At 77.3% G+C, this 25,944-nt stretch carries 21 protein-coding genes and 1 pseudogene; 6 read left to right on the forward strand and 16 right to left on the reverse strand.

Going from position 1 to position 25,944, the window contains the following annotated elements; translation table 11 throughout:
• Nucleotide 1 precedes the first annotated feature (1 nt).
• The gene (locus ACI79V_RS14625) at nt 2–1,963 is read left to right on the forward strand and encodes a 3-oxoacyl-ACP synthase III family protein (RefSeq protein ID WP_456890385.1); all 1,962 of its coding nucleotides are present in this window, start codon (nt 2–4) and stop codon (nt 1,961–1,963) included.
• A gap of 63 nt (nt 1,964–2,026) precedes the next feature.
• Here the strand turns inward: ACI79V_RS14625 and ACI79V_RS14630 are convergent, their stop codons facing one another.
• Together ACI79V_RS14630 and ACI79V_RS14635 are read right to left on the reverse strand one after the other, a co-directional pair.
• The gene (locus ACI79V_RS14630; RefSeq protein ID WP_456890388.1) at nt 2,027–3,259 is read right to left on the reverse strand and encodes an HNH endonuclease signature motif containing protein; all 1,233 of its coding nucleotides are present in this window, start codon (nt 3,257–3,259) and stop codon (nt 2,027–2,029) included.
• Between the two features lie 291 nt (nt 3,260–3,550).
• Nucleotides 3,551–3,724 (reverse strand): hypothetical protein, encoded by a 174-nt coding sequence (locus tag ACI79V_RS14635; protein WP_456890390.1) that lies wholly within the window; start codon nt 3,722–3,724, stop codon nt 3,551–3,553.
• 136 nt (nt 3,725–3,860) lie between these two features.
• Between ACI79V_RS14635 and ACI79V_RS14640 the strand changes: the two genes are divergently transcribed.
• Nucleotides 3,861–4,604, forward strand: a complete 744-nt coding sequence (locus ACI79V_RS14640; protein ID WP_456890392.1) for a VOC family protein — start codon at nt 3,861–3,863, stop codon at nt 4,602–4,604.
• Here ACI79V_RS14640 and ACI79V_RS14645 read toward each other — a convergent pair.
• The 6 genes from ACI79V_RS14645 to ACI79V_RS14670 form a co-directional block, all read right to left on the reverse strand.
• Entirely contained in the window at nt 4,588–5,037 is a 450-nt protein-coding gene (locus tag ACI79V_RS14645) for an AAA family ATPase (RefSeq protein ID WP_456890394.1), read from the reverse strand. The genes ACI79V_RS14640 and ACI79V_RS14645 overlap by 17 nt on opposite strands.
• Nucleotides 5,038–5,090: 53 nt before the next feature.
• Entirely contained in the window at nt 5,091–6,809 is a 1,719-nt protein-coding gene (locus ACI79V_RS14650; RefSeq protein WP_456890396.1) for a PHA/PHB synthase family protein, read from the reverse strand.
• Nucleotides 6,810–6,916: 107 nt separating this feature from the next.
• The gene (locus ACI79V_RS14655; protein WP_456890397.1) at nt 6,917–8,338 is read right to left on the reverse strand and encodes an ATP-binding protein; all 1,422 of its coding nucleotides are present in this window, start codon (nt 8,336–8,338) and stop codon (nt 6,917–6,919) included.
• A gap of 94 nt (nt 8,339–8,432) precedes the next feature.
• On the reverse strand, nt 8,433–8,942 hold the full coding sequence (locus ACI79V_RS14660; RefSeq protein WP_456890398.1) for a phosphohydrolase: 510 nt from the start codon (nt 8,940–8,942) through the stop codon (nt 8,433–8,435).
• Nucleotides 8,943–9,003: 61 nt separating this feature from the next.
• The gene (locus ACI79V_RS14665; protein WP_456890399.1) at nt 9,004–9,795 is read right to left on the reverse strand and encodes a hypothetical protein; all 792 of its coding nucleotides are present in this window, start codon (nt 9,793–9,795) and stop codon (nt 9,004–9,006) included.
• Nucleotides 9,792–10,724: an ABC transporter ATP-binding protein gene (locus tag ACI79V_RS14670; RefSeq protein ID WP_456890400.1), complete on the reverse strand. Its 933-nt coding sequence runs from the start codon at nt 10,722–10,724 to the stop codon at nt 9,792–9,794. Before ACI79V_RS14670 ends, ACI79V_RS14665 begins: the two co-directional genes overlap by 4 nt.
• A 189-nt stretch (nt 10,725–10,913) precedes the next feature.
• On the opposite strand from ACI79V_RS14670, the gene ACI79V_RS14675 reads away from it, so the two are divergent.
• Together ACI79V_RS14675 and ACI79V_RS14680 are read left to right on the forward strand one after the other, a co-directional pair.
• Nucleotides 10,914–12,227 (forward strand): sensor domain-containing protein, encoded by a 1,314-nt coding sequence (locus ACI79V_RS14675; protein WP_456890401.1) that lies wholly within the window; start codon nt 10,914–10,916, stop codon nt 12,225–12,227.
• Nucleotides 12,224–12,880 carry a response regulator gene (locus ACI79V_RS14680; protein ID WP_456890402.1) on the forward strand — a complete coding sequence of 219 codons (657 nt, stop codon included), beginning with the start codon at nt 12,224–12,226 and terminating at the stop codon, nt 12,878–12,880. The genes ACI79V_RS14675 and ACI79V_RS14680 overlap by 4 nt, the downstream gene beginning before the upstream one ends.
• A 64-nt stretch (nt 12,881–12,944) precedes the next feature.
• Here the strand turns inward: ACI79V_RS14680 and ACI79V_RS14685 are convergent, their stop codons facing one another.
• The 6 genes from ACI79V_RS14685 to ACI79V_RS14710 form a co-directional block, all read right to left on the reverse strand.
• Nucleotides 12,945–13,346 carry a RidA family protein gene (locus ACI79V_RS14685; RefSeq protein ID WP_456890403.1) on the reverse strand — a complete coding sequence of 134 codons (402 nt, stop codon included), beginning with the start codon at nt 13,344–13,346 and terminating at the stop codon, nt 12,945–12,947.
• Between the two features lie 179 nt (nt 13,347–13,525).
• Nucleotides 13,526–14,500, reverse strand: coding sequence for an NAD-dependent epimerase/dehydratase family protein (locus ACI79V_RS14690; RefSeq protein WP_456890404.1), 975 nt, complete (start codon nt 14,498–14,500; stop codon nt 13,526–13,528).
• A gap of 2 nt (nt 14,501–14,502) precedes the next feature.
• Nucleotides 14,503–17,097 carry an alpha/beta fold hydrolase gene (locus ACI79V_RS14695; RefSeq protein ID WP_456890405.1) on the reverse strand — a complete coding sequence of 865 codons (2,595 nt, stop codon included), beginning with the start codon at nt 17,095–17,097 and terminating at the stop codon, nt 14,503–14,505.
• Nucleotides 17,094–18,119: a 3-oxoacyl-ACP synthase III gene (locus ACI79V_RS14700; protein ID WP_456890406.1), complete on the reverse strand. Its 1,026-nt coding sequence runs from the start codon at nt 18,117–18,119 to the stop codon at nt 17,094–17,096. Before ACI79V_RS14700 ends, ACI79V_RS14695 begins: the two co-directional genes overlap by 4 nt.
• A gap of 109 nt (nt 18,120–18,228) precedes the next feature.
• Entirely contained in the window at nt 18,229–19,290 is a 1,062-nt protein-coding gene (locus ACI79V_RS14705; RefSeq protein WP_456890407.1) for a DUF2855 family protein, read from the reverse strand.
• Between the two features lie 45 nt (nt 19,291–19,335).
• A complete protein-coding gene (locus ACI79V_RS14710) occupies nt 19,336–20,535 on the reverse strand; it encodes a hypothetical protein (protein WP_456890408.1) in 1,200 nt (399 codons plus the stop codon).
• Nucleotides 20,536–20,663: 128 nt separating this feature from the next.
• Here ACI79V_RS14710 and ACI79V_RS14715 point away from each other — a divergent pair, with 128 nt between their 5' ends.
• Nucleotides 20,664–21,680, forward strand: a complete 1,017-nt coding sequence (locus ACI79V_RS14715) for a site-specific integrase (RefSeq protein ID WP_456890409.1) — start codon at nt 20,664–20,666, stop codon at nt 21,678–21,680.
• Between the two features lie 18 nt (nt 21,681–21,698).
• Here ACI79V_RS14715 and ACI79V_RS14720 read toward each other — a convergent pair whose 3' ends face one another.
• Nucleotides 21,699–24,125, reverse strand: a complete 2,427-nt coding sequence (locus ACI79V_RS14720; protein WP_456890410.1) for a lysylphosphatidylglycerol synthase domain-containing protein — start codon at nt 24,123–24,125, stop codon at nt 21,699–21,701.
• 228 nt (nt 24,126–24,353) lie between these two features.
• Here ACI79V_RS14720 and ACI79V_RS14725 point away from each other — a divergent pair, with 228 nt between their 5' ends.
• On the forward strand, nt 24,354–25,667 hold the full coding sequence (locus tag ACI79V_RS14725) for a cation:proton antiporter (RefSeq protein ID WP_456890411.1): 1,314 nt from the start codon (nt 24,354–24,356) through the stop codon (nt 25,665–25,667).
• 83 nt (nt 25,668–25,750) lie between these two features.
• Here ACI79V_RS14725 and ACI79V_RS14730 read toward each other — a convergent pair.
• A pseudogene (locus tag ACI79V_RS14730) lies at nt 25,751–25,944 on the reverse strand (HNH endonuclease); the annotation flags it as partial.

The following is a 25,944-nucleotide window of genomic DNA, read 5'->3' on the forward strand; positions in this document are numbered from 1 at the left end:
CGTGAACGCCTTCGTCCTGAACCGGCACGGCCGCATGGTGTTCCCCTCGAACGTCATGCCCGAGCTGGACTTCTCCACCCTGGAGACGCTCGACCAGCTCGACAGCGTCATCCGCCGCGACTTCGAGACCAAGGCCCCCAGCGGCACCGAGATCCTGAACAAGGTGCGCACCGGCGCCTACGCGACCCGCTACGACCTCATGCGGGACGTCGCCCTCAACCTGTTCTGGGCCAACCGGTTCTCGATCACGATGTACGACAAGCGGCCCACCCGCTGGGCCGACGTCCCCCGGACCCGCGACGACGTGTTCCTGCCGGTGCTGCGGCCGTGGGAGGACGGCGAGACCAAGATCGCCGCCGTCGAGCAGGCGTACCCGACGCTGCCGGCGCGGTGGGACGCCGAGGTGGAGGACCGGGTCTTCCGGGTCCTCTTCGACGTCTACGGCCACCGCCGGCACCAGGCCACCACGCTGCCGGCGGTCAAGCCCACGGTCGGCGAGTTCCTCGAGCAGTCGGGCGCGCTGACCTTCCGGCTGGCCTCCTACGACCCCGACCACCCCGTCTACAGCTACGACGACATCGTCGACTGCGACGAGGAGGTGCCCGAGCTCGAGGCGCTGCACCGCTGGGCGATGGTGCTGCACAACCAGTACCCCTGGGACCGCTCGCAGGTGGAGCTCGCCGAGGCGGGCGCGCTCCGCGACGACGACTGGGTGGTGGCGTTCCACCCGCGGGACAAGGAGGTGCGCGGGTTCCTGCGCCGGCTGCGCGCCGGGGTCCCGCCGCGGCACGCGCCCGCGCCGCGGGAGTCGCGCCCGCCGGTGCGGCCGTTCCCGGCGGTCGACGTCCGGGCGCGGTTCGCCGTCCGCCCGCGGCTGGAGGCGCTGGTGGCGGTGCACGGCGACCGGGTGTGCAGTAACGAGGACCTGATCCGCAACACCGCCTACAACTGGTCGCCGATGAGCGCCGCGGAGATCGCGGCCAAGACCGGCATCGAGGCGCGCCGCTACAGCTCGCTGCCGCTGGAGGAACTGGCGCTGCAGGCGGCCGAGGGGGCGCTGGCGAAGGCGGGGCGGGAGCCGGAGGAGATCGGGGCGGTGCTGGTGTGCACGTGCACCAGCTCGCGGCTGATCCCGTCGCTGGCCACCTACCTGTGCGGCCAGCTCGGGATGCACCAGGTGTACGCGGCCTACGACCTGATCGCCGCGTGCGCGGGCATGCCGTACGGCGTCGCGGACGCCACCCGGCTGCTGCAGGAGGTGGAGCGGCCGGTGCTGGTGGTCTGCGCGGAGAAGTTCTCGGACAAGATCGGCAACGTCCGGACGTCGCGGATGATCTTCGGGGACGGCGCGGCGGCCCTGGTGGTCGGGCCGGCGCCCGAGGGCAGCGACGGCGACGTCGAGGTGCTCAAGACCTACGCCAGCGGCCCGGCGAGCGAGGTCAACTCGATCCTGTGGCCCAACCCGGAGTTCGACAACAACATCACCGTGTTCGGGCCGCAGGTGAAGGCGCTCGCCGGGCGCTACCTGGGCCAGATGATCGAGGAGCTCGAGCAGCTGCCGGCGCCCGACGGCCGGGACGGGTCGCTCATGGACTCGATCGACCTGATCGTGCCGCACCAGGCGAACAAGACGATGGTGGTGCAGCTGGCCGAGCGGGCCGGGCTGTCGGCCGACCAGCTGTACTTCGACATCGACCAGGTCGGCAACACGTCGTCGGCGAGCATCCCGCTGGCAATCCACGACGCCGTGCGCGACGGGGTCATCACCGAGCCGGTACGGGTGTTCGCGCCCGGCTTCGGCGCGGGTGCCGTGGCCGGGTACGCGGTGCTGCGCGTCGACCCGGCGGTGGTCGCGGTCTCGACGCCGTCGGCGCCGCACGAGCAGGGCGCCGACATGCCGACCCCTCCGCCGTCCGACGAGACCCGGTCGGCCTCCGAGGGCATGCAGGAGGCGTTCGGCTGACCGCCCGCGCCGGGGTCCCGGCCCGGTGTGCGGGACCGGGCCGGGACGTCTGCTCGGGCGGGATCAGAAGGGCGGCGGGTCGTCGGCCGGGTCGGCTGGACCACCGGGTGGTGGTCCGGGGTCGTCCGGTGGCGGGTCGGGCGCTGCTGCTGCCGGGGGTGGGCGCACGCCCGGTGGGCGGGTGGTGCGGGTGATGCCGGAGGGTGTGGTGACCGTCAGGGTGCCGTCGGGGCCCATGACGAAGCGCCAGCCGCGGGCGAAGGTCTTGAGCCGGTGGTGGCTCCGGCACAGGCAGCACAGGTTGGCGCAGTCGGTGGTCCCGCCGTGGGCGTGGGGGAGGACGTGGTCGGCGTCGGCCCAGCCGACCCGCTGGCCGCAGGTGGGGAACCGGCAGGTGCGGTCGCGGGTGCGCACGAAGGCCTGCTGCGCCGCGGTGGGGGTGTAGCGGTCGACCGGGTCGGGCCGGTCGAGGACAACGCACTTGCACCCCTGGTCCGGGTGCCGGTCGCAGCCGCGGGCGGCCAGCCGGCGCAGCCGGTCCAGCGTGCCGGTGGCCCGCAGGGTGCCGTCGGCGTCGGTCAGCGCCACCGTCACCGACCCGCCCTCCGGCGCCCGCACCTCGAGCGCGTCCAGCTCGCGCAGCAGGTCGCGCAGGTGGGCGGCGGTGATCGGCAGCCCGTTGACCTCCCCAGCCTCCTCGCTGTCGCCGGCCAGCGCGGCCAGGGTGGCGATGATCTGCAGGTGCGCGGTCACCGCCGGGCGGGCGGCCTCCCACGGGCGCTGGAGCAGGTCGGCGAACACCACCGTGCGCAGCTCCCCGATCGGCCGCTCATCACCGTCGGCCTTGAGCATCCCGGCGAGAGAGTCGACCAGCGCGTGGCAGGCCGCGGCGACCTCGGCGGGCAGGTCGGCGGCCAGCGTGGCCATCCCCTCCAGCGGCGAGGGGTCGACCCGCACATCGGCGCGCCGCCGCGCCTGCTGCTTGCGCCGGCCCACCGCGTCGGCGTCGAGGTCGAGCAGCAGCGCCAGCGCGCGCTGCTTGAGCCGGCCCACCGTCCACTGGGCGGCCGCGGGCAGCAGCGCCGCCTCGATCCGGCGGGCGATCCCCGCCGGGGCGTGCTCGAGCACGTCGACCAGCGCCTTGGCGCGGGCCTCGTCGAGGGCGCCGGCGGCCAGCGCCGCCCAGGTGGCGGGCAGCTTCTCCCGGTACACCCACGCCCGGTGGGCCAGGTGGTTGGCGGTGCCCCGGCCGCAGTTGAGCACCACCGCCAGCTCGGCGGTGAAGAACTCCGACACCCCGGCAGCTCGGTGTCCGGCGCCCACGAACCCGTGCGCGCGCCGGGAGTGCCGGGCGCGGGATCCAGGTCATCGGGAGAGTCGTCGGCCAGGCCCAGCACCAGTTCTGCCTTGTACGCGGCGGTCATGGCCTCCAGCTGAGTGACCCGTTGCAGCTCCGCCGCCTTCTGATCCCGCGACAGCAGCGCCACCGGCAGCCGGCGGAACCGCGCGGGCGTCGCGATCACCGCGGCGAGCAGCGCCTGCTCCACCGGCGACCGGTGCTCCGCGACCTCCTCCACGACACCGAACCTACGGAGTGGGTACGACAGAAACGCGACCCTGACCAGCACCGATGCCGATGGGCCGACCGAGCACCGCACAGATCGCGTTCGCGACGTCGTCGGGGTCCTCGTACTCCCAGAACCGCAGCGCCTGCCACCCCAGCCCGGTGAGGACGGCGTCGGCGCGGCGGTCGCACGCCACGTTGCGCGTCCTGACCGGCTGACCGCCCGCGTCGGGCAATGGTGTTGCGTCGCCGTACCGCGGCTTCCTAGCGTCGCGATGCTCTCCCGGGGAGGGGCCCCCGCGGCCCGGGAGCCCGGAACGGAGGTGCGAGCGGATGACGTGCCGCCTCGTGGCGCTGGAGTTCGACGCGATCGACCCGTCTCGTCTCGCACGGTTCTGGGCCGGCGTCCTGGGCTGGGAGAGGCCCGAGGAGCCCTCCGGCGTCGTCGCGCTGCTGCCTCCCGACGACACCGGCTTCGGGATCCGGTTCGTCCCCACCCAGGAGCCCAAGGTCGGCCTGAACCGCATGCACCCCGACCTCACGAGCACCTCCCTCGAGGACCAGCGGCAGACGGTGGCGCGGGCCCTGGACCTCGGCGGCCGGCACCTGGACGTCGGTCAGCTCCCGGAGGAGGAGCACGTGGTGCTCGCCGACCCGGAGGGCAACGAGTTCTGCGTCATCGAGCCGGGCAACGGCTTCCTCGCCGGATGCGGCTTCGTCGGCGCGCTCGCGTGCGACGGGTCGCAGCAGGTCGGGTACTTCTGGCGCGACGCGCTGGGGTGGCCGCTGGTGTGGGACCAGGACGAGGAGACCGCGATCCGCTCACCGCATGGCGGCCCGAAGATCACCTGGGGCGGTCCGCCCATGGCCCCGAAGACGGGCCGCAACCGGCTGCGCTTCGACATCGCGCCGGCCCCCGACGACGACGACCAGCAGGGCGAGGTCGAGCGACTCCTCTCGCTCGGGGCGACCCGGCTCGACGCCGGACGCAGCGACGCCCACGAGGTGCCGATGGCCGATCCCGACGGCAACGAGTTCATCGTGCTGCCCCCGGACCGGGTCACCGCCCGCCGCTGAGCAGCCCCTCCACGACGTCGGCGAGCTCGGCCACCGGACGTCGTCCGTCCAGCTCGAGGCCGGCGCCCCGGCGCAGGAGCGGCTCGACCTCCGCGAGGTTGGGCGCGATCTCGGCCCGGTCCTCGAGCGTCCGGCCGTAGGGGTTGCCCGTCCGGGTCCGCACCCGCTCCAGCAGCACGGGGAGCGGCGCGCTGAGCAGCACGACGTGCTCGAAGCGGTCGTAGAACCGGCCCTGGTTCTCGACCGTGCCGGAGACGACCACGTCGGGGTGGGTGTCCAGCAGCCGGCTCATGCGCGGCTCGTCCCACGTGCGGTCGGGGAGCTCCCAGCCGTCGTCGTCGGTGTCCACCGTCCGGTGTCCCCGGCGGCGCAGCTCGTCCAGGAGCGTCGTCTTCCCCGCGCCCGACATCCCCGTCACCAGCACCCGCGCCACCGCGCGCACCGTAGCCGCCCGAGCGGCGGGCCCGGGGAGCGCGACGGCGGACCTCAGGAGGGCACGCGGTCCCGGACGTAGGAGCCCGGCGCCGGCTCCAGCGGCGGGTGGGCCGCGCTGCCCAGCGCGGAAGGCGCCGGCACCTCGTCGCCGGAGTGCTCGACCGCCCAGTCCGACCAGGGCTCCCACCAGCTGCCGGTGTGCTCCTCGGCGGCCGCCCGCCAGGCGTGCGGGTCGGGGCCGGGCTCCCCGCCGGTCCAGTAGCGCGCCTTCGGGTTGCCGGGCGGGTTGACCAGGCTCTGGATGTGCCCGCTGTTGCTGAGCACGAAGGTGCTCGGCCCCGACAGCAGCTGGGTGGTCCGGTAGCAGCCGTCCCAGGGGGTGAGGTGGTCGGTGAGCGCGCCGGTCACGAAGGTCGGGATCGTGATCCGGCTCAGGTGCACCGGCGTGCCGAGCACCCGCAGCGCCCCCGGGGTGACCAGCGCGTTGTCCCGGAAGATCTCGAGGAACTGCTCGTGCAGCCGGGCGGGCAGGTTCGTGCCGTCGGCGTTCCACGCGAGGATGTCGAACGCGGGCGGGTCCTCGCCCATGAGCCACTGCCGCACCAGGTAGTTGAAGACCAGGTCGTCGGGGCGCATCCAGGTGAACACCGAACCCATCTGCCGGGCGGTGATGACCCCCTGCCGGCGGGAGTTGCGCCGGGCGACCTCGAGCAGCCGCGGACCGGAGAACGCGCCGAGCGGGGCGCGGCTGGCGAAGTCGAGCAGGGTGACGGCGTAGCCGGCGGCGTGCACGCGGTCGTCGCCGGTGGCCGCGAGGTGGTTGAGCGCCGTCGTCATGACCTGCCCGCCGGCGCACAGCCCGAGGGTGGTGACGTCGGGGGAGCCGGTGACCTCCCGGGCGACGTCGACGGCGGTGACGACGCCCTGCGCGTACTCGTCGAGGCCCCACTCGGCCTGCTTCCGCGTCGGGTTGCGCCAGCTGACCATGAAGACCTGCAGGCCCCGGCTGACGGCGTACTCGACCAGGCTGCGCCCCGGCCGCAGGTCGAGGAAGTAGAAGCGCCCGATCGGCGGCGGAACGATGACCAGCGGGCGGGTCCGCACCCGCTCGGTCGACGGCGTGTACTGGACCACCTCGACGACGTCGTCGCGGTGGACGACGGCGCCCGGGGTGACGCCGAGGTCCCGGCCCACCTCGAAGGCGCTGCGGTCGACCTGGGCGGGCAGCCCGCCGTTGCGCACCAGGTCGCGCAGCACGTTCCGGGCGCCGCGGAGCAGGCTGAGCCCGGCGGTGTCGAACGCCCGCTTGAGCGCCGCCGGGTTGCCGGCCAGCGTGTTCGTGGGGGCCATCGCGCTGGTCAGCGCGTTGAACACGAAGCGCACCTGCTCGACCTCGCGCCAGTCGGCGCCGCCGGCCTCGAAGTCGTCGACGAGGCGGCGCAGGGACGCCGACGCGGCCACGTAGGACTGCGCGAGCCGGCGGTAGCCCGGGTGCAGCGACCACGCCGGGTCGGCGAAGCGGGCGTCCTTCGGGGCGGGCGCGATCTCGTCGGTGCCGCGGAGGATCCGGGCGGCGTCCCGTCCCAGCCGCACCGTCTCCCGCGCGAGCGGGCGGGGCCGGGCGAGGGTGGCCACGACACCGCGGACCATGCCGCGCGTCGTGGGCAGGGGGACCGGCTCGCCGCCCTCGACCGGGACGGTCGTCGCGGCGGGGTCCTCCTCCCGGCTCCGGCCGGGTGCGGGACGCGGGCGTGGTGGTGTCGTCGTCACGGGACCCCCTTGTGAGCCGGATCACACGCCGACGACCGTACCGGCGTCCGCCGGTTCGGGGGAGCCCCGGCCGGGGACCGGCGCCGCGCGGCCGCCGCCGGCCGCGGTCAGACCCCGGCGCCCGCCCGCCGGTGGGCCGCGGCCACGCCCCGGGTGGGCAGCCGCACCCGCAGCACCGTCTCGCCCGGCCGGAGGTCGATCGCGATGTCCCCGCCGTGCCGGTCGACGATCCGCCGGGAGATGTCGAGCCCCAGCCCGGTGCCCTGCCCGACCCCCTTGGTCGTGAAGAAGGGGTCGAAGGCGTGCGCCTGCGTCTCCGCCGACATCCCGCCACCGGTGTCGCCGATCTCCACGACCACCGCCGCGTCCGGCTCCAGGCGGGTGGCGACGCGCAGCGTCCCCGCCTCGCCCATGGCGTCCAGGGCGTTGGTGAGGAGGTTGGTCCACACCTGGTTGAGCTCGGCGGCGAGGGCCTCGATGCGGGGCACGCCGGCGCCGTAGTCCCTCACGACGGTCACGTCGGCGGGGATGCGGTGCGCGAGCATCGCCAGGGTGCTGTCGAGCCCCTCGGTCAGGTCGGTCAGGTGCACGGCGGCGCGGTCGAGCTGGGAGTAGGACTTGACCGCCGCGACCAGCTCGGAGATGCGCCGGGTGGACTCCTTGACCTCCGCCAGCAGCCCGGTCGCCGTCAGCGTGCCGGCCACCCAGTCCAGCCCCGCCTCGAGCCGCTCCGGGTCGAGCGCCGCGGCCACCTGCTCGGCCCACGCGACGTCGGCGCCGGCCCCGGCGAGGGTCGGGGCCAGCACCCAGTCGCGGGTCACCCCGCGCTCGGAGAGCCAGTCCGCGAGCTCGTCCTCGCGGTCGGCGAGGGCCATCGGGGCCAGCGGCGGCCGGCTGTCGAGGTCGCGGCGCAGCGCGTCGAGGTGGGTGAACTGCTCGTCGGTGACCGCGGCCGCGGTGAGCCGGCGCATCGCGGCGAGCACGTCGGCGTGGGCCTCGCCGAGGGCGTCGACCGCCCGGGTGGCCGCGGCGGCGGGGTTGTTCAGCTCGTGCGCCAGCCCGGCGGCCAGCTTCCCGAGGGCGGCCAGGGCCTCGCGCTGCCGGGCCATCGTCTCGTAGTTGCGCGCCGACCGGGACACGCCCTCGATGAGGGGCAGGCCGAGCGGGAAGCGCGCGGCCCACAGCCGGCGCAGCTCGTCGGCGGGGACCCGCAGGACCCGCCCGGCCGACGTCGCCCGGCCGGTGGCCAGGTAGGCGCCGTGCTCGTCCCACGCCCGGAACCCGCCCGCCCAGCGCCCGGGAACGTCCATGGTCCCCAGCCGCGTCTCGTCCGGCCCGACGTGGCGGATCAGGTCGATGCAGCCCTGCAGCAGCACCCACCAGGACAGCGCCGGGTGGTCCTCCTCGAACAGGACGTCGCCGCACGCGAACGCGACCTCGGTGCCGGCGTCGAGGAGCGCGCGCAGCTGGTCGTCGTCGCTGCCGGCGAAGAGGCCCAGGCCCCGCAGGTCGTCGAGGTCTGCGGGCATGGTTCCCCCTCCGGTGGCCGGGCGACGCCCCGGAGCATGCTCGCGTCACGCGGTCACCGACAGCCCCCCGCACACGGGACGGCGACGCGTCCCCTCAGACGAGCACGCGCCGCCCGTGGACGCCGTCGGCGGCCTCGGCGGCCAGCAGGATCCGGCGGGCCGGGCGGTAGCGGCCCTCGCGGAGGCTGCGGGCCTTGGCCGGGTGGGTCGCGGCGAGGTGCGCGCTGGCGGCGAGCGCGGCGCTGTTCTCGGCCAGCCCGACCAGGCGGCCGAGCGGGTGGGCGGCGGAGCGGCGGATCAGCCCGGAGATGTAGGGCTCCCCGGGGCGCGGGGTGACCGCGTCGACCGCCTCGACGACGACCTCCGGCACCCCGAGGGTGCGCAGCCGGTGCAGGTCGTAGCGGCGGGCCGGGTCGGGGTGGTCGCGGGTGGCCTCGACGACGTCGCGCAGTAGCCCGGCCATCTCGGCGTGCGGGCCGTACGGGCGCAGCGCCTCGGCGACCGGCCGCAGCGAGGCGAGGTAGAGGTCGCGACCCTGCTCGTCCACCTGCCCCTCGTGCGCCGCCAGCGCGAGCAGGTGCGCGTCGGCGACGGTGAAGGCCACCTCCCGAGGTTAGGGCGTGCCCGACGGACCCCGGGGTCAGGCGGGGCCGCGGCGCCCGGGATCACCCGGCGTCGCGGCGCAGCAGCGACCACCCGCCGGCCACCAGCGCGGCGGCCGACCAGCCCAGGAGCAGCGCGGCGGCCTTCCCCGCGGACATGTCCGGCTCGCCGAGCAGCGTCCAGATCGCGCCCGACCCCGGCAGCAGCTCGCCGAGGTCGGCCATCCACCGCACCCCGAACGCCGGCAGCAGCAGCGGCAGCACCAGCTGCAGCAGGAACACCGCCGCGAGGGCCCCGGCGGTGCTGCGCAGCAGCAGCCCGGCTCCCACGGCCAGCGCGCCGCCGGCGGCGAGGACCGCGGCGACCCGGCCCAGGCTGTCGGCCAGCCCCGCGGCCGACAGCGTCAGCTCGGGCGCGAGCGACCACGCGGCGACGTCGGCGGCCAGCGCCGGCAGCACACCGGCGACGGTGACGACGACGACCGGCACCGCCACCCGCGCCGCGAGCAGCACACCGCGCCGCGACGTCCACTGCAGTGTCGGCCCGATCGCCCCGGTGGCGTGCTCGGTGGTGACCGCGAGCAGCGCCAGCACGAGCAGCGCGAACTGGCCGGGCAGGACGCCGAACTCGCCGGCGAACGTGGCCGGGAGGGCACCGCCGCCGGCCTGCGGCGCGCCGGCCTCGTCGTAGGCGGCCAGGGTGCCGAGGCCGACCACGGTGACCGCGGCGGCGAGCAGGCACCACCAGGTCGTCCGGACCGTCCGCAGCCGCAGCCACTCGGCCGCCGCGGCCCGGGCCAGGACCGTGGGCGTGCCCGGCTCCGCGGACCGGGCGGCGAGCGTCGCGGCGGTCACCGCGGTGCCCCGACCGGCGCGGCGTCGGCCACCCGGTACTCGACGCTGGGCCCGGTCAGGTCGAGGTAGGCCTCCTCGAGGGAGGCGCGCTCCTCGGCGAGCCGGTGGACGGCGACCCCGGCGGCCAGCGCGGCGTCGCCCACCGTCGCCGCGGCCGCGTCGTCGACGAGCAGGTCGCCGTCGTCGGCGGGGGTGACCCGCAGGCCCTGCCGCCGCAGCGCCTCGGCCAGCCGCCCGGCCGACGGCGTCCGGACGCGGACCCGCTGCCCGGCGCCGCTGCCGCGCAGCACCTCCGCCACGGACGCGTCGGCGACCAGCCGGCCGCGGCCGATGACGACCAGGTGGTCGGCGGTCTGCTCCATCTCGCTCATCAGGTGGCTCGACAGGAGCACCGTGCGCCCCTCGCCGGCCAGCTGTCGCACCAGGCCGCGGATCCAGCGGACGCCGTCGAGGTCCAGGCCGTTCATCGGCTCGTCGAACAGCAGCACGCCGGGGTCGCCGAGCAGCGCGGCGGCGATGCCCAGCCGCTGGCGCATGCCGAGGGAGTAGCCGCGGACCCGCCGCCGGGCCGCCGGGCCGAGCCCCACCAGGTCGACCACCTCGTCGACCCGCCGCACCGGGATGCCGGCGGTGCGGGCGGCCACCCGCAGGTGGTCGCGGCCGCTGCGCCCGGGGTGGACGGCGCCGGCGTCGAGCAGCGCCCCGGCGGCGCGCAGCGGCTCGGCCCGGCCGGCCAGCGGGCGGCCGTCGACCAGCGCCCGGCCGGCGGTCGGCCGGTCGAGGCCCAGCACCATCCGCATCGTGGTGGACTTGCCGGCGCCGTTGGGCCCGAGGAAGCCGGTCACCCGGCCGGGCAGGACGTCGAAGGTCAGGTCGTCGACGGCGCGCACGGCGCCGTACTGCTTGGTGAGCCCGCGGACGGTGATCACGTGCGCGGCCCCGGAGGACGGCGGCGGTCGCACCGCCGCGGGGAGGCAGGAGTCATGACGACGAGGGTGTCGGGGCCGGCCGCCGGTGCGGAACACCCCGCAGTGCCGACCCGGGTCCCCCCGGCGGGGGAGGCCGGAAGCGCACCGGCGGGGGAGTCGCCGGGCCGCCCGGCGGGCCACGATCGCACCATGACCCGGACGACGGCGACCTGGACGACGGCGGCCGCGACCTCGCCACCGCCCGGGCGGCCGGGCGGGCTCGCGCCCCGGGTGCGCGCCCTGCTCGCCGCGGCCCGCCCCGGCTGGCCCGGGCGGGCGCTCTACGCCCTCGCCTCGCTGCCGCTCGCCGCGGCGTACGCGGCGCTGTTCGCCGGCCTGGTCGGCTCGGTGGTCGCGATCGTCTACGGCGTCGGCGTGCTGCTCGTCCTGCTGGTGCTCGCGGTGGCGCGCGGGCTGGCCGGCGTCGAGCGGCGGCTGGCGCGCACCCTGCTCACGGTGGACGTGCCCACCGGCGAGCGGGTGCGCCGGCAGCCCGGCGCCGTCCGCCAGGTCCGGCGGCTCGTGCTGTCTGCCGGCACCTGGCGGGCGCTGGGCTGGCTCGGCGCCCGGGTGCTGCTCGGGGCCGCCACGTTCGCGACCCTGCTGTTCGGCGCGGCCGCGTTCGTCGCGCTCGGGTGGGAGACCGACTGGAACGCCGTCACCGCGCTGCCGCTGCTGGCGCTCATGGCCGCCGTCGTCGGGGTGACGCTGCTGGTGCTGGAGGTCCTGGTGCGCCTGGCCGCTGCGGCGGCCCCCCGGCTGCTGGGGACCGCACCCGAGCAGCACATCGCCGCGCTGCAGCAGACCTCCCGCCGGCTGGCCGACCGCAACCGGCTGGCCCGCGACCTGCACGACACCATCGGGCACGCGCTGACCGCCAGCCTGCTGCAGGCCACCGCCGCCCGGCGCACGCTCACCCCGGTCGGCGACCGGCCGGTGCAGCCGGACTTCGCCCGGCAGGCCCTCGAGCACATCGAGACCAACACCCGCACCGCGCTGGCCGAGCTGGACCGGGTGCTCAGCGTGCTGCGCGACGCGGGCGCGCCGGAGGCCCCTGTCCCGTTCGCCGCGCCCGCGCTCGCCGACCTCGAGGACCTGCTCGCCGGCCTGCGCGACGGCGGCCTGCCGGTGGCGCTGGTGGTCGACGGCGAGGTCGACGACGTCCCGGCACCGCTGCAGGAGCTGGCCTACCGCGTCGTCCAGGAGGGCACCACCAACGTGCTGCGGCACGCGGGGTGCCCGCTCACCGTGGCCCAGGTGGCGCGCGGGGACGGCGTCCTGGTCGTCCGCGTCTGCAACGAGCGGGCCTCGCAGCTCGACAGCCGGCCGGGACCCGGCGGCGGCCGCGGGCTGGCGGGCCTGCGGGAGCGGGTGGCGGCGGCCGGCGGGGAGCTGGCCGCGGAGCCGACGCCGTCGGGCGGGTTCGAGCTGCGCGCCACCCTGCCGCTGCCGGGCGCCGCGTGACCGCGCCGGCGCTGCGCCTGCTGCTGGTCGACGACGACGTGCTCGTCCGCTCCGGCCTGCGGGTGATCCTGGAGAGCGAGCCCGGCTTCACCGTCGTGGGCGACGCCGGCACCGGTCGCGAGGCGCTCGAGGTCGCCGCCCGCACCGACCCGGACGTCGTCCTCATGGACGTGCGGATGCCCGACCTCGACGGCATCGCCGCCACCGCGGAGCTGGTGGCCCGCGACCCGCAGCGGCCGCGGGTGCTGGTGCTGACCACCTTCGAGGACGACGACTACCTGTTCCGCTCGCTGCAGGCCGGGGCGAGCGGGTTCGCCCTCAAGCGGTCCGATCCCGACGAGCTGGTCGACGCGATCCGGGTCGTGGCGCGGGGGACCTCGCTGGTGCTGCCCGACCTGACCCGACGGCTGATCGCCGCGCACACGCCGGCCCGGCCGCGCGGCGCGGCGGCGATGCCGGAGCTGACCGGGCGCGAGGCCGACGTGCTGCGTCTGGTCGCCGGCGGCCTGTCCAACGCCGAGATCGCTGCAGGGCTGCACCTGAGCCGCGAGACGGTCAAGACGCACGTCAGCAGCGTGCTGCTCAAGCTCGGCGCCCGGGACCGGACGCAGGCGGTGATCGCCGCCTACGAGCGCGGCTTCATGACGCCGTGAGGCGGGCGGACCGGTTCGCCGCCGGGTCCGCTGCCCCGGTCGGCCCAGGCCCTGCGGGAGTCGCTCAGTCGACGGCGGTGGCCTCGATCTCCACCATCGTCTCGGGGAAGGCCAGCCGGGTCACCCCGAGCAGCGTGCTGGCCGGCCGCACGCCGGCCGCTCCGAACCGCCCGACCAGCTCCTCCCAGCACCCGACCATCGCGTCGACGTCGGTGGCGTAGACGGTGAGGCGGACCACGTGGTCGAGCGTCATCCCGGCCTCCCCGAGCACCGTCTCGAGGTTGTCCAGGGCGAGCGACACCTGGGCGCGGAGGTCACCCTCGTGCTGCGGCGTGCCGTCGGCCGCCGTGGCCGCCTGCCCGGAGACCACCAGCAGCCGGCCGGCGTGCTCGACCAGTTTCCCCTGGTCGATCCCGTAGTCGAGCGACCACGACCAGGGGTTCACCGGTGTCCGGGTGGCGGCCATGGCGGTCCTCCCTCCACTCGCCACCCCGCTGGTGGCGACGCGGAGGTCAGCGTGGCGCGGGCGGGACGGACCCGGTGCCCGCGTCCCCCGCTGTCGGCCGACACGGCGCCGGAGTCGACCCTCCGCACCCCGAGCGGTTCGCTCCGTGACCCGGCCGGCGCCGGAGGGACCCGGTGTCCTCAGGCCGGCCGGTCGGCGGCGGCGTACCAGGCGGCCAGCCGCGCGAAGCCCTCCTCGAGGGACACCTCCGGGCGCCAGCCCAGCGCGGCCCGCGTGCGCCGCTGGTCGAACCAGTGCGCGGTGCTCAGCTGCTCGGCGAGGAAGCGGGTCAGTGGCGGCGTCGAGCGCCGGTCGGTCGCGGCCCAGACCCCCTCGACGACGGCGCCGGCCAGCCACGCCGCTCGGGCCGGCACGCGGCGCCGCGGGCCCGGTGCGCCGGCCGCGCCGCACAGCCGGGTCAGCAGCTCCCCGATGGGGCGTGGCTCGCCGTTGCTGACCACCAGCGCCTCGCCGTGGACCGGGCCGCAGGCGTCGACCGCGGCGACCAGGGCCGCGGCGGCGTTGTCGACGTAGGTGGTGTCGACCAGCGCCGCGCCCGAGCCGACCAGCGGCAGCCGGCCGGCCCGGCCCCGCGCGACGATCCGCGCCACCAGCTGCTCGTCGCCGGGGCCCCACACCAGGTGCGGCCGCACGGCGAGCACCGCCAGGCCGGGGGAGTCGGCGGCCAGGGCGAGCACCTCCGCCTGTGCCTTCGACCGCGCGTAGTGGCCCCGCGCCGCGGCCGGGTCCGCGGGGTCCGCGCCGGCGCCCGACAGCGGGTCGCCGGCGTGCGCGACCGATGGTGAGGACACGTGGACCAGCCGCCCGACCCCCTCGGCGGCGCAGGCGGCGACGACGTTGCGGGTGCCCTCGACGTTGGCCTGCTGGTACTCGCGCCACCGGCCGGTCACGTCGACCTTGGCGGCGAGGTGCACGACGGCGTCGGAGCCGCGGGCCGCCCGCGCCACGGCCGACCCGTCGGCGACGTCGCCGAGCACCTCGGTGCACGGCAGCCCCGCGGGGCGGCGCTGCAGCACGGTGACGTCGTCGCCGCGGGCCAGCAGCGCCCGGGCGGTGGCCCGGCCGAGCATCCCGCTGGCCCCGGTGACCAGCACCCTCACGGCGTGCGGGCCCGCCGCCGGCGGCGGACGGGGGAGCCGGCCAGGACCCGGGCGGCCCGGCGGGCCAGCGCGGCGCGGTCGACCTTCGACTGGTGCCGGACGTCGACCGGCAGCCGGCGCGCGACGAGCACCGCGGCGACGTCGACGCCGGCCACCGACCGGACCGCGGCGGCGAGGTCGGCGCCGGCCACGGTGAGCGAGCGGCCGCGGCGGGGGACGGGCGTGCCGGGGGCAGGCGTCTCCGGCACCACGACCACCGCGACCACCTGCGCGCCGGCCGGGCCGACGCCGACCACGGCGGCCGCCGCGACGCCGTCGAGCTGCTCGACGCGCTGCTCGACGCCCACCGGCGTCACCACGCCCGCGGCGGTGGAGACCACGTGCGCGAGGCGTCCCTCGATCCAGAGCCGGCCCTCCTCGTCGAGGTGGCCGACGTCGCCGGTGCGGTGCCAGCCCGGGTCGCGGGAGGCCGCCCGCTCGGTGGCCCACAGCGCGTCGTAGCGGTCCTTGACGTGCGCGGCCCGCACGCACACCTCGCCGGTGACCCCGGCCGCGGCGGTCAGCGGGCCGTCGGCGGCGCCCGAGGCCGACAGCGGGCTCAGCCGCACCTCGACGCCGGCCACCGGCCGGCCGACGCACACGCCCTCGCCGGGGCCCGCCTTCTCGATCTCGTCCAGCGACACGTCGGTGACCGGCAGCGCCTCGGTCATGCCGTAGGGGGTGTGCGCCTCCGCCGCCGGCACGACGTCGTGCAGCGAGCGCAGCAACGCGGCCGGCACGGGCGCCCCCGCCGACATGAGCAGCCGCACCCGGCGCAGCGCCGACCGCTGGTCGGCGGTCAGCTCCGCCGCGGTCGCGGCGACGCGGCGCAGGGCGGCCGGGGCGGCGAACACCACGGTGGCGTCGACGGCGGCCGCGGCGTCGGCGAGCTTCGCGGCGGTGAGCGTGCCGGGCGCGGTGACGTCGACGTCGGGGACCGCCGAGGCGATGCCCAGGCCCGGTCCCAGCAGGGAGAACGGGGCGAAGGCGGCCACCAGCGCGTCGCCGGGCCCGAGCCGGTAGGTGCGGCGCACCAGGTCCAGCTGGGCGCCGACCTGGCGCTGCGTGTACACGACGCCCTTGGCCGGGCCGGTGGCGCCGGAGGTGAAGACGACGGCGGCGTCGGTGTCCGGCGGGCACTCCGGCGGCGCCGGCGCCGTCCGGCCCCGCTCCTCCAGCTCCGCCAGGTCGTGCGCGGCCCCGAGGGCCCGGCGGCGGGCGGGGGTCAGCGGGCCGGCCGCGATGCGGGTGCCGGGCAGGCCCATGGCCCGCGCGGCCAGCAGGCCGGAGGCGGCGCCGAGGACGTGGTCGGCGGCCGCGCCGCGCAGGGCGCGCCGCATCCCGGCGAAGCCGAGCCCCTTGTCCGCCACGACGACGGCGGCGCCGGCCCGCCACACGGCGTACACCGCGGCGGTCAGGTCGGGGGAGGGCTCGAGCAGCAGGGCGACCCGGTGCCCGGGGCGGACGCCGGCCGCGGCCAGCCCGGCGGCGAGGTCCTCGACCCGGCGGGCCAGCTGCGCCCAGCTCACCGCGGCGCCGCCGACGGTCACCACCGCCGGGGAGCCGTCGCCGGACCGGTCCCGCAGCGCCGCCCACGGGCGGGCGGGCGCGTCGCCCGCCGGCGCGGGGTCGCGGGCGGGCGGCGGCCCGGCGGACAGGTCGGCGACCCACCGGACGACGGCCGCCGCGTACTGCGGCGCGTCCTCGGGGAGCAGGTGCGAGGCGCCCTCGTAGCGGTGGACCTGCGCCCGCGGCAGCCGGTCGCGCAGGTCGGTGAGGTACCGCTCGCCGAAGACCGGGTCGCGCGGGCCCCACAGCAGCAGCGCCGGGACGTCGAGCGTGCGCACGCCCTCGGCGATCGCCTCCTGCACCGCCCGCGAGGGGTGGCCCTCGCGGAAGGGGATGTCGGCGACGAAGTCGCCCACCGAGCGGCGGCGGCGCGCCGACCGGTAGGGGGCCGCGTAGGCCCGGCGGACCTCGGCGGGCAGCGCCGGCCGGGACAGCGCCGTCGCCGCTCGCACGAACACCGGGGTGCCCACGGTGGCCGTCGCGCGGATGCCCGGCGCGTGGGCCAGCCGGATCAGCGCCGGCCCGAGGTCGCCCTCGGGCATCGCCACCGCGGTGTTGGTGAGCACGACGCCGCGCAGCTGGTGGCGGTGCTCCAGCCCCCAGCCCAGGGAGATGATCCCGCCCCAGTCGTGGGCGACGGTGACCACCGAACCGTCGATGCCGAGCGCGGCGGTGAGGTCCCCGAGGTCGGCCACCCGCTGCGCCAGGGTGCGCGGCGCGGCCAGCCGGTCGGACCAGCCCATGCCCAGCTGGTCGGGGGCGACGACGCGCCAGCCCGGCGGCGGGTCGGCCAGCAGCCGGCGCCACAGGTAGGACCAGGTCGGGTTGCCGTGGACGCACAGCAGCGTCCCGGCCGCGCCCTCCCGGGGACCGGTGTCCAGCACGTGCCAGGTGTGCTCCTCGCCGCCGGTGTCGGCGACGGTCACCCGCCGCGACCAGGACGGGTCGAGCCCCGGCAGGCCGGCCGGCGTCCCCGCCGTCACCAGGCGATCTCGAGGCAGCAGGCGTTGAGCCCCGACCCGATCCCCATCAGCAGCACCCGGTCGCCGTCGACGAGGGTGCCGGCCTGGCTGGCCAGCGTGAACGGCACCGAGGCCGGCCCGAGGTTGCCCCGGGTCGGGAAGGTCGTGGGCACCCGGGCGGGGTCGATGCCGAACCGGTCGCACATCGCCTGGGTGTGCACCTTGCTGACCTGGTGGACCACGTAGCGGTCCATGCCCCGGTCCCAGTGGAACTCGGCCGCCGCCTCGGCCCACAGCTGCTCCGACAGCGACAGCCCGGCGGCGAGCAGGCCCTTGAGGTCGGTGTGCATGCCGTCGTTGTCGCCGGTGCACAGCTGGTGGTGCTCGGTGCCGGCCCGGCTGACCGAGCCGACCAGCCGATGCCCCTCCGGATGCCGGTCGGCGGGGCCGAGGACCATCGCCGCGGCGCCGGAGCCCAGGGTGAGCGTGGCGAAGTGCGCCATCACGTCCTTGGCCGAGGTCTCGGGCGAGTTGAGCAGGTCGAGGGTGCGCTCCTGCACCGGCCGGGAGTCCTCGCCGTTGACGATCAGCGCGTACTCCACCATCCCGCTGTCGATCATCGCGGCGGCCAGCTCCATGCCGTTGACGAAGCCGAGGCAGGCGTTGGTCACGTCGAAGTTCTGGCAGGAGCTGGGCAGCCCGAGCGCGTCGTGGACGGCGACCGCCGTCGAGGGCTCGAGGTGCTTGCGGCTGACCGAGGTGTTGACCATCAGCCCGATCTGCGCCGGGTCGACGCCGCTCTCGCTGATCGCCTTGGCCCCGGCGGTGGCCGCGCCGTCGACGAAGGTGACGCCGTCGGCCCACCAGCGGCGCTCCCTGATGCCCGCGAGCCGCTCGAGCAGCCCCGGCCGCAGACCGACGCGCCGGTAGGTGTCGACCAGGCGTGCGTCGAGCGCGTCCGAGGTCACCACCTGGGAGGCGTCCGCCGTCTGCACGGTCAGGATCGTGGTGTTGCTGAAGCGGTGCGTGGCGTTGCCGGTCATCCGGGTCCAGTCGTGTGCGCAGGTGGGCGGGCTTCCTTCGCTGGCCGCCCAGGTCCAGCGGGCTCTACCCGGCGGCGGCAGCGGTACACCGACCGTCGCACGGGGTCACTCACAGGTGGACGACGTGGCCGGTCCGGGGGTCGCCGCCGCCGCGGAGCACCTCCAGCCAGACGTCGCGCAGCCCGTCCGGCCCGGCGGACTCTCGGACGTCGACCCAGCCGGCGACGGCGGGGGTGAACCGCCGCCACGCCTCGCCGAACCGCTCGGCGAACCCGGTCCGTCCCCAGTCCGCGACGCGGGCGGCCATCCGGTCGGGCGCGAAGAACACCACCGGGCGCGGGCCGGGGAGCGCGCCCGGCGCGCTGGTGTCCTGGTGGGTCACGCCGACCACCAGGTCCAGGACCAGGTCGGCCCGCAGGTGCTCGTGCAGCACCCGCCGCAGCGGCGTGCTCCCGGCGAGGTCGACGTAGGCGGTCGGCGCGGCGTCCAGCCCGCCGACGTCGTCGTAGGACAGCACGCGGTCGTAGCAGCCCAGTGAGGTCGTGAACGCCACGTTGGCCGGCCCGGTCAGGCCGACGACCTCCGCCTTGTCGCCGTGCAGCAGGAACGCCGTGCCGTAGGCCGTCTTGCTCGACGCCGACGACAGCACGACCACGTCGGCGGACTGCCCGGCGAGCTGGTCGGCGAGCAGGAACGAGGTGAGGAACAGCGGCCGGAACAGCACCTGCAGGTCCTCCCGCCCGGGCTCGTAGGCGGGGTCGCCGGTGGTCAGCGCGTAGGCGTTGTAGACCGCCGGCAGCCCCGCCCGGTGCGGGCTGCCGTCGCGGAAGCCGTGCGGGCCGGAGCGCTCCGGGCGCACGAGCAGGTGGCTGGCCGGGGGCATGTAGCCGTAGACCCGCTGTCCGGCCTCGACGCCGTCGGCGCGGGAGGCCAGGACCTCGGCGAACCCCCACAGCGGCACCCGGCCCGCGCCGTCGGCGGCCGGGAAGAACGCCCAGTAGCGGAGGGTGTCGCCGAGCACTGCGTAGGTGACGTTGTTGGCGGTCAGCCCGACGCGGTCGACCCGCAGCACCGCCTCGCCGTCGGCGGGCTCGGGCACGTCGGTCTCGACGATCGAGGTGCGGGTGAGGTCGTCGCGGGCGACCTCGAGGGCCCAGCCGGCAGGAGTCACCCCGTCACCGTGCCGGTGGAGGCGACGGGGGTCAACGCCGCGCGGTCACTCCCCGGAGCGGGCGCGCAGCGCCTCGACCTCGGCGCGCAGGGCGCCGGCCTCGGCGGTCAGGGCGCCGACCCGCTCGCGGGCGTCGCGCGCGCCGGCCTCGGCGGCGGCCGCGCGGCGTTCGGCGTCCCCGGCCCGCTGGGTGGCCAGCGCCGCGGCGGTGAGCGCCTCCTGCCGCTCGCGCTCGGCCGCCGCCGCGCGGTCGGCGGCCTCGCCGGCCCGGCTGCGGGCGTCCTGCTCGGCGCGGCGGGCCGCGTCCCGGTCGCGCACGGCGCCGCGGGTCTCCTCGCGGGCGGCGGCCGCCTCGGCCCGCGCCGCGTCCCGCGCGGCGAGGGCCGCGTCGCGCTCCTCGGTGCGGGTCTGCACGGTCGCGGTGAGCGTGGCCTCGGTGACGCCCCACCGGGCGCGGGCCTCGACGAGGGCGTCGTGCTCACGGGCGGCGTCCGCGCGGGCCCGCCGCGCGGCCTCACGGCCCTCCCCGGCGTCGCGCTCGGCCGCCCGGCGGCGCTCCTCGGCGTCGCGGGCGCGCTCGGCGGCGGCCGCCTGCTCCTGCCGGGCCAGGTCGCGGGCCGACTCCGCCTCCTCGCGGGCTCGCTCGGCGGCCCGGTGCGCCTCCTCGGCGGCCGCGGTGCGCCGGCCGGCCTCGGCCCGGGCCTCGGCGACCTGCTCGTCGGCGGCGGTGCGGGTCGCGGCGGCGTCCTGCTCGGCCGCCCGGCGGGCGTCCTCGGCCTCCGCGCGCAGCCGCCCGGCCAGCCGGGCCTCCTCCTCGGCGCGCAACTGGGCGGCGTGCGCGGCGTCGACGTCGGAGCGGGCCTGGGCCAGCCGCGCCTCCACGGCCGCCTCGTCGCGGTACTCCTCGAGCGCCTCCAGGGCGGCGGTGAGCAGGGCCGCCTGCGTGTCGGCCGCGGCCGCCGCCTCCCGGGCCGCCACCACCCACCGGCCCACCAGCTGCCGCACCCGGCCCTCGGGGGGCAGGTCGCCGGCCGGCGCCACCGCGGCGGCGACGGGCCGGGGGGAGCGCTGCGCCGCCACGCGCGCCCGCCGGGCGGTCTCGGGGTTGTGGTCCGCGCGCTCGCAGAACCGCGGTGACGGTCCGCTGCGCCCGGCCACCCGGGGCCGCGGCGGGGCGGGGCAGCCGGGGAAGGCGCACGTGGTCGTGCCGCGGTCGGGCTCCCCGCCGCCGCTGGGCTCCGTCATGCGCGGTGAGGATAGTCGGATGGACGGACCATGTATTTATCCATCTGTCAGTTTGGGCTGAGGCCGTTGCAGTTCACTTCCGAGAAGCATCTATTCTGCGAAGTGATCCGGGCCGGGGGAGGAGGCGGATGACCGAGCCACGTGAGCCGGGGGAGGGGGTCGTCGTCGCGTCACCACTTGACGACGGCGGGCTGCTGCTGCCCGGCGACCTGAGCTCCGTCGGCACGTACGTCGCCGCGGCACAGGCCGGCTCCACCCGGGACGCCTACGCGCGCGACGTGCGCGCCTGGGCGGCCTGGTGCGCCGACCGGTCATTGCCGAGCGCCCTGCCCGCCGACCCGCTCCTCGTCGCCGCCTGGCTCGCCGCGATGGCCGACGACGGCCGCAGCCCCGGCTACGTCGCCCGCCGCCTGTCGGCGCTCAACGACGCCCACCGGACCGCCGGGCACCCCGCCCCCGGGGACAGCGAGGGGGTCCGCCGGACCCTCGCCGGCATCCGCCGCACCGCGGTGCGCGCCGGCCACCGCCCCCGGCGGGCCCGCGCGCTGGACACCGCGACCGTGCGGGCGCTGGTCGAGGACCTGCCGGAGACCCTCGCCGGGCTGCGCGACCGTGCCCTGATCCTGGTCGGCTTCGCGCTGGGGCTGCGGGCCTCGGACCTGTGCGCCCTGCGGATCGAGGACCTCACCCCGGCCGGGCACGGCGGCCTCGACGTCCTCCTGCGCTTCTCCAAGACCGACCAGGACGGCGCCGGGGAGGTCCTCGCCCTGGCCGAGGGCGTCCGCGAGGTCACCTGCCCGGTGCGCGCGGTGCAGGCCTGGCGGGCCGCGCTGGCCGAGCGGGGGGTCACCACCGGCCCGCTGTTCCGGTCGGTGGGCAAGGGGCACGGCCAGCGGCTGGGGACCACCGCGCTGACCACCCGCAGCGTCGACCTGGTGCTCGAGCGGGCCGCCCGGCGCGCCGGGGTCTCGGCCGAGGGCCTCTCGCCGCACTCGCTGCGGCGCGGCTTCGCCACCACGGCCTACGCCCAGGGCGTGTCCGAGAAGGAGATCAGCCGCACCGGGCGGTGGCGGTCGCTCGTGGTCCGCACCTACGACGCCTCCAGCCGCTGGGCCGACCCCGCGTCGGGCTCGCTGGGTCTCTGACCCGCCGGCCGGGCGGCGCTACACGAGGTGCGACCTGCGCAGCCAGGCGAAGGCCGCCCACCCGGGCAGGACCGGCAGCCAGAACGTGGCGAGCCGGTAGAGGAAGACGGCCGGGACGGCGACCGTGTGGTCCATCCCGGCGCCGACCAGCCCCGCCACGAGCGCAGCCTCCACGGCGCCCAGGCCGCCGGGCGTCGGGGCGGCCGCCGCGACGGCGGCGCCGGCGAGGTAGACCACGCCCACGGTGACCAGGCCAAGGTCCCCGCCGAGGGCCCGCGTCGACGCGTAGAGGCAGACCAGGTAGCCGAGCGTGGTCAGCGCCGAGCCGCCGAGCAGCAGCGCGAGCCCGCCCGGGCTGCGCAGGACCGCGGCCACCCCGCGCGACGACCGGCGCAGGGGCGGTAGCAGCCGCCCGGCGACGCGCCGTCGGACGGCCGGCACGGCGGCCGCGACCACGGCCACGGCGAGCACCGCCAGCGCACCCCACAGCACGGCGGGTGACTCGACCGGCCCCAGCGACGCCGACAGCGACCGGCCGGCCACGACCCCGAAGCCCACCAGCAGGACCACGTGGACGGCGGTCCCGGCCGCGTAGCTCAGACCGACCCCGGAGGTGGCCACCGCCAGGTCGACACCGCTGCGCTGCAGGTACCGGACGGTGAGCGCCATCCCCCCGAGGCCGGCCGGGGCGAGCCGGCCGGCGAACGACGAGGCGAACTGGGCGGCGAACAGGGGGACCGGCCGCAGCCGCGCGGGCACGGCCCCCGCGAGGGCGACCGCGGCGCCGGCGTAGGTCAGCACGGACGTCGCCGCGACCAGCGGTGCCCAGGACCAGTCGGCGTCCCGGACCCGGGCGACCATGCCGGGCACGTCGCCGAGCTGCGGGACCAGCAAGTACGCCGCCAGGACCAGCACGGCGGCGAGGAGGACCGTCCTGGGCCGGATGCGCTCCAGGTCCGCCAGGGGCGGCTCCGGGACCCCGCACCGCCGGGCGACGGCGGCGCGGATCCGCCCGGCCAGCTGCCGGTCGTGCCGCAGCGCGTGCCGGGTGGCACCCCCGAGGGAGTCCGGCTGAAGCCGGGGCAGCGCCGCGGCGACCGCATCCGGCCCGAGCCGGGCGACGGCGCTGTCGACGGCGGGGTCGACCCCGGCCCGCAGTGCCAGGGCGACCAGCAGCTGGGCGACGTCGGCGTCCAGCAGTGCCGGTGCGGCGGCGACCTCGCTGAAGCCCCAGTCGATCAGCCAGGGCGTCCCCGACCGGTCGAGCAGGACGTTGGCCTGGCGCAGGTCGCGGTGGGCCACGCGGTGCCGGCGCAGGAGGGCCACCTGGTCCCACACGCCGTGCAGGACCGGCTCGGTCACCGCCGAGTCCGGCAGCCGGTCGAGCGTCGTGCCGTCGACCAGGTCGTGGGACAGCAGCCAGGAGTCACGCCCCACCGGGGCGATCGCGCGCAGGCGGGGCGTGCGCCCTCCGACGTCCCGGACGAACAGGGACACCAGCGCCTCGTGCTCGACCGTCCGGCGCAGCGAGGAGAACGGCCGCTCGTCGCCGACGTCCTTGAGCCGCAGGAACCGGTAGGCCCGGAACAGCAGGTCGGCGGCCCGGTTCTCGGCGCCCATGACCTTCGCGAACACCCGGTGCCCGTCCCGCAGGACGGCGGTCCAGGGGACCGAGCCGCGGGCGTCGACCACGGCCGGCTCGACGGCCACCGCGTCCAGGCCGCTGCCGGCCAGGGCGGCGGCCACGGCCGCACGGGTCGGCCGGGCGAGAGGGCGGCCGAACGCGAGGAGGGTGGCCGAGCCCGCGGCCGTGCCCAGCACGAGTGCCACGGCCAGCGTGGCCGGGGACGCCACCGGCACCAGCAGGTGCAGCAGGGTGGAGCACGCCAGGACCAGCGCCCCGGCGCGGCGCCACCGCCGGGACACGGACGGCGCCAGCACCGCGAACGACGCCGCGACGACGGCCAGGCCGTCCGCGCCCAGCGCACTGCCGAGCCCCCACGGCAGTTCCGCCCTGCGGGAGAGCCCGCCCGTGCCGGCGTCGTCGAGCAGCTCCTCCACCCCGCGCGCCGCGACCACCGCGACGGCACCGGCGACGAGCAGGTACCCGGCCAGGCGGGGGCGGCGCAGCAGCAGCGGCGCGGTCCAGGCCGCGACGACCGACGCCGCCACCAGCAGGGCGCAGACGCCGGCGAGGAACCGCTCGAGGACCGGTGCGGCCGAGGTCAGCCGCCCGGCCAGGGCCGCCTCCAGCGTCGCGGCCTCCGCCCGCGCCCAGCGGGCGAGCAGCACCAGCGGGACGGCGGCGAGGACCAGCACGCAGGTGCGCAGCAGGTCGCTGGGGGACCGGGCGTAGCCGATGACCTCCTCCTGGGACCGGTCGACCTCCTGGGACCGGTCGACGCCCGTCCCCTCGTGCAGCCCCGGCGCCGGCGCGGCCGCCACGACCGGGGCGTCCGGCCGGCCCGCCGCCCCCCTCGTCTCCGTGTGCCCTGTCGGCTCCGTGCGCCCTGTCGTGTCCATGGACTCCGCCCTCCGGGTCGCTGCGCACACCGTGGCCGTGCGCGGCGCCCTCGGGAAGGGGGCCGCTCCCGGTCTGGACGCCGTCCCGGGGGCTGAGCAGGATCCCTCCCGCGCCGGGTGCGCGGCCCCGGCCGGACGACGGGAGCGGTGGTGGACGGTCTGGTCGGGGTCGACACCCTGGTGGCCGTGGCGGCCGTCGCGCTGGTGGCGCCGCTGGTCGTCGGGCTGTTCCCGCGTCTGCCCGTCCCGCAGGTGGTGCTGCTGATCGCCGGCGGGGTGCTGATCGGACCCGACGTCCTGGGCCTGAGCACGCCGGACCAGGTGCAGGTGCTCGCCGACGTCGGCCTCGGCTTCGTCTTCCTCCTCGCCGGCTACGAGGTGGACCTGCGGCTCTTCCGCCAGGACGCCGGGCGGCGCGCCGTCGTCGCCTGGACCGTGTCGCTGCTCCTGGCGATCGGCGTGGTGGGCCTGCTGTCCGGCACCGGGCTGGTGCGGGCCTTCCTGCCGGTGGCCCTCGGGCTGACCACCACCGCGCTGGGCACGCTGCTGCCGGTCCTGCGCGACAACGGGCTGCTCGCCGGCCGGCTGGGCGGGTACCTGCTGGCCGCGGGCGGGGTCGGCGAGCTGTTCCCGGTCCTGGCGATCGCGGTGTTCCTGGGCACGCAGAACCGGTTCACCGCTCTGGCCTCGCTGGGGGTCGTCGCCGTCCTCGCGCTGCTGCTCGCCCTCGCCCGCCGGGTGGTCCGGGAGGGCAGCCGGCTCGCCACCGTCGTCGTGCTCGGCCAGCACGAGACCGCCCAGATCACGTTGCGCGCGACGATCCTGCTGCTGGTCGCGCTCATCGCCGTCACCGACCGCTTCCACCTCGATGCCGTGCTCGGGGCCTTCCTCGCCGGCGTCGTGCTCCGCCGCTGGGTGGGCACGTCCTCGCCGGTCCTGGAGTCCAAGCTCGACGCCGTCGGCTACGGGTTCTTCATCCCCGTCTTCTTCATCTACTCCGGCATGGCGCTCGACCTGGACTCGATCGCCGAGGCGCCGCTGCGCGTGCTGCTGTTCGCCGGCCTCATGCTCGCCGTGCGGGGGCTGCCCGCGCTGGTGGTCTACCGCGGCGTGCTGGGGCTGCGCGAGCGGGTGCAGACCGTGCTGGTGACGGCGACGGCGCTGCCGGTGCTGGTCGCGCTGACGGAGATCGGCCTGCGCAACGGCACCATGCTCCCGGTGAACGCCGCGGCCCTGGTGGGCGCCGGCGTGCTCACCGTCCTGGTGTTCCCCGCCGTGGCCGTCGCTCTGGGTCGGCCCGCGCGGACCGGTGGACCGGCAGCCGCTCCCGCCGGCGCCCCGCCGCCGTCCGCCGCAGCAACGGGTGCCGGCCCGGCTGGTGCGGTGCACGGCGACCGGTCGACTCCCCGCCGGCGTCGCGAGAAGGGCTCGTGGACCCGCCGACGCGGTGGCCGCGGGATCTAACACCGGCCGCGCCCGGGTCGGGCTCCGAGACCGCGGATGGTCGTGCCGGGGCCCGTCCGGCCCGCACTCCTCTGCGACTCCGGTCAGTAGGGCGGTGGGGTGGTGGCGGCGGTGAGCCCGGTGGGTGTGGTGACGGTGAGGGTGCCGTCCGGGGCGAGGGTGTGGGTCCAGCCGGGGGCCTGGTGCTTGCCGCGGTGGTGGCCGGTGCAGTAGCCGGTGAGGTTGGCCGCGGTGGTGGGGCCGGCCGGCCAGGGAACCGCGTGGTCGAGCTCGCCGC

It is taken from the genome of Geodermatophilus sp. SYSU D00700 (assembly GCF_054050255.1).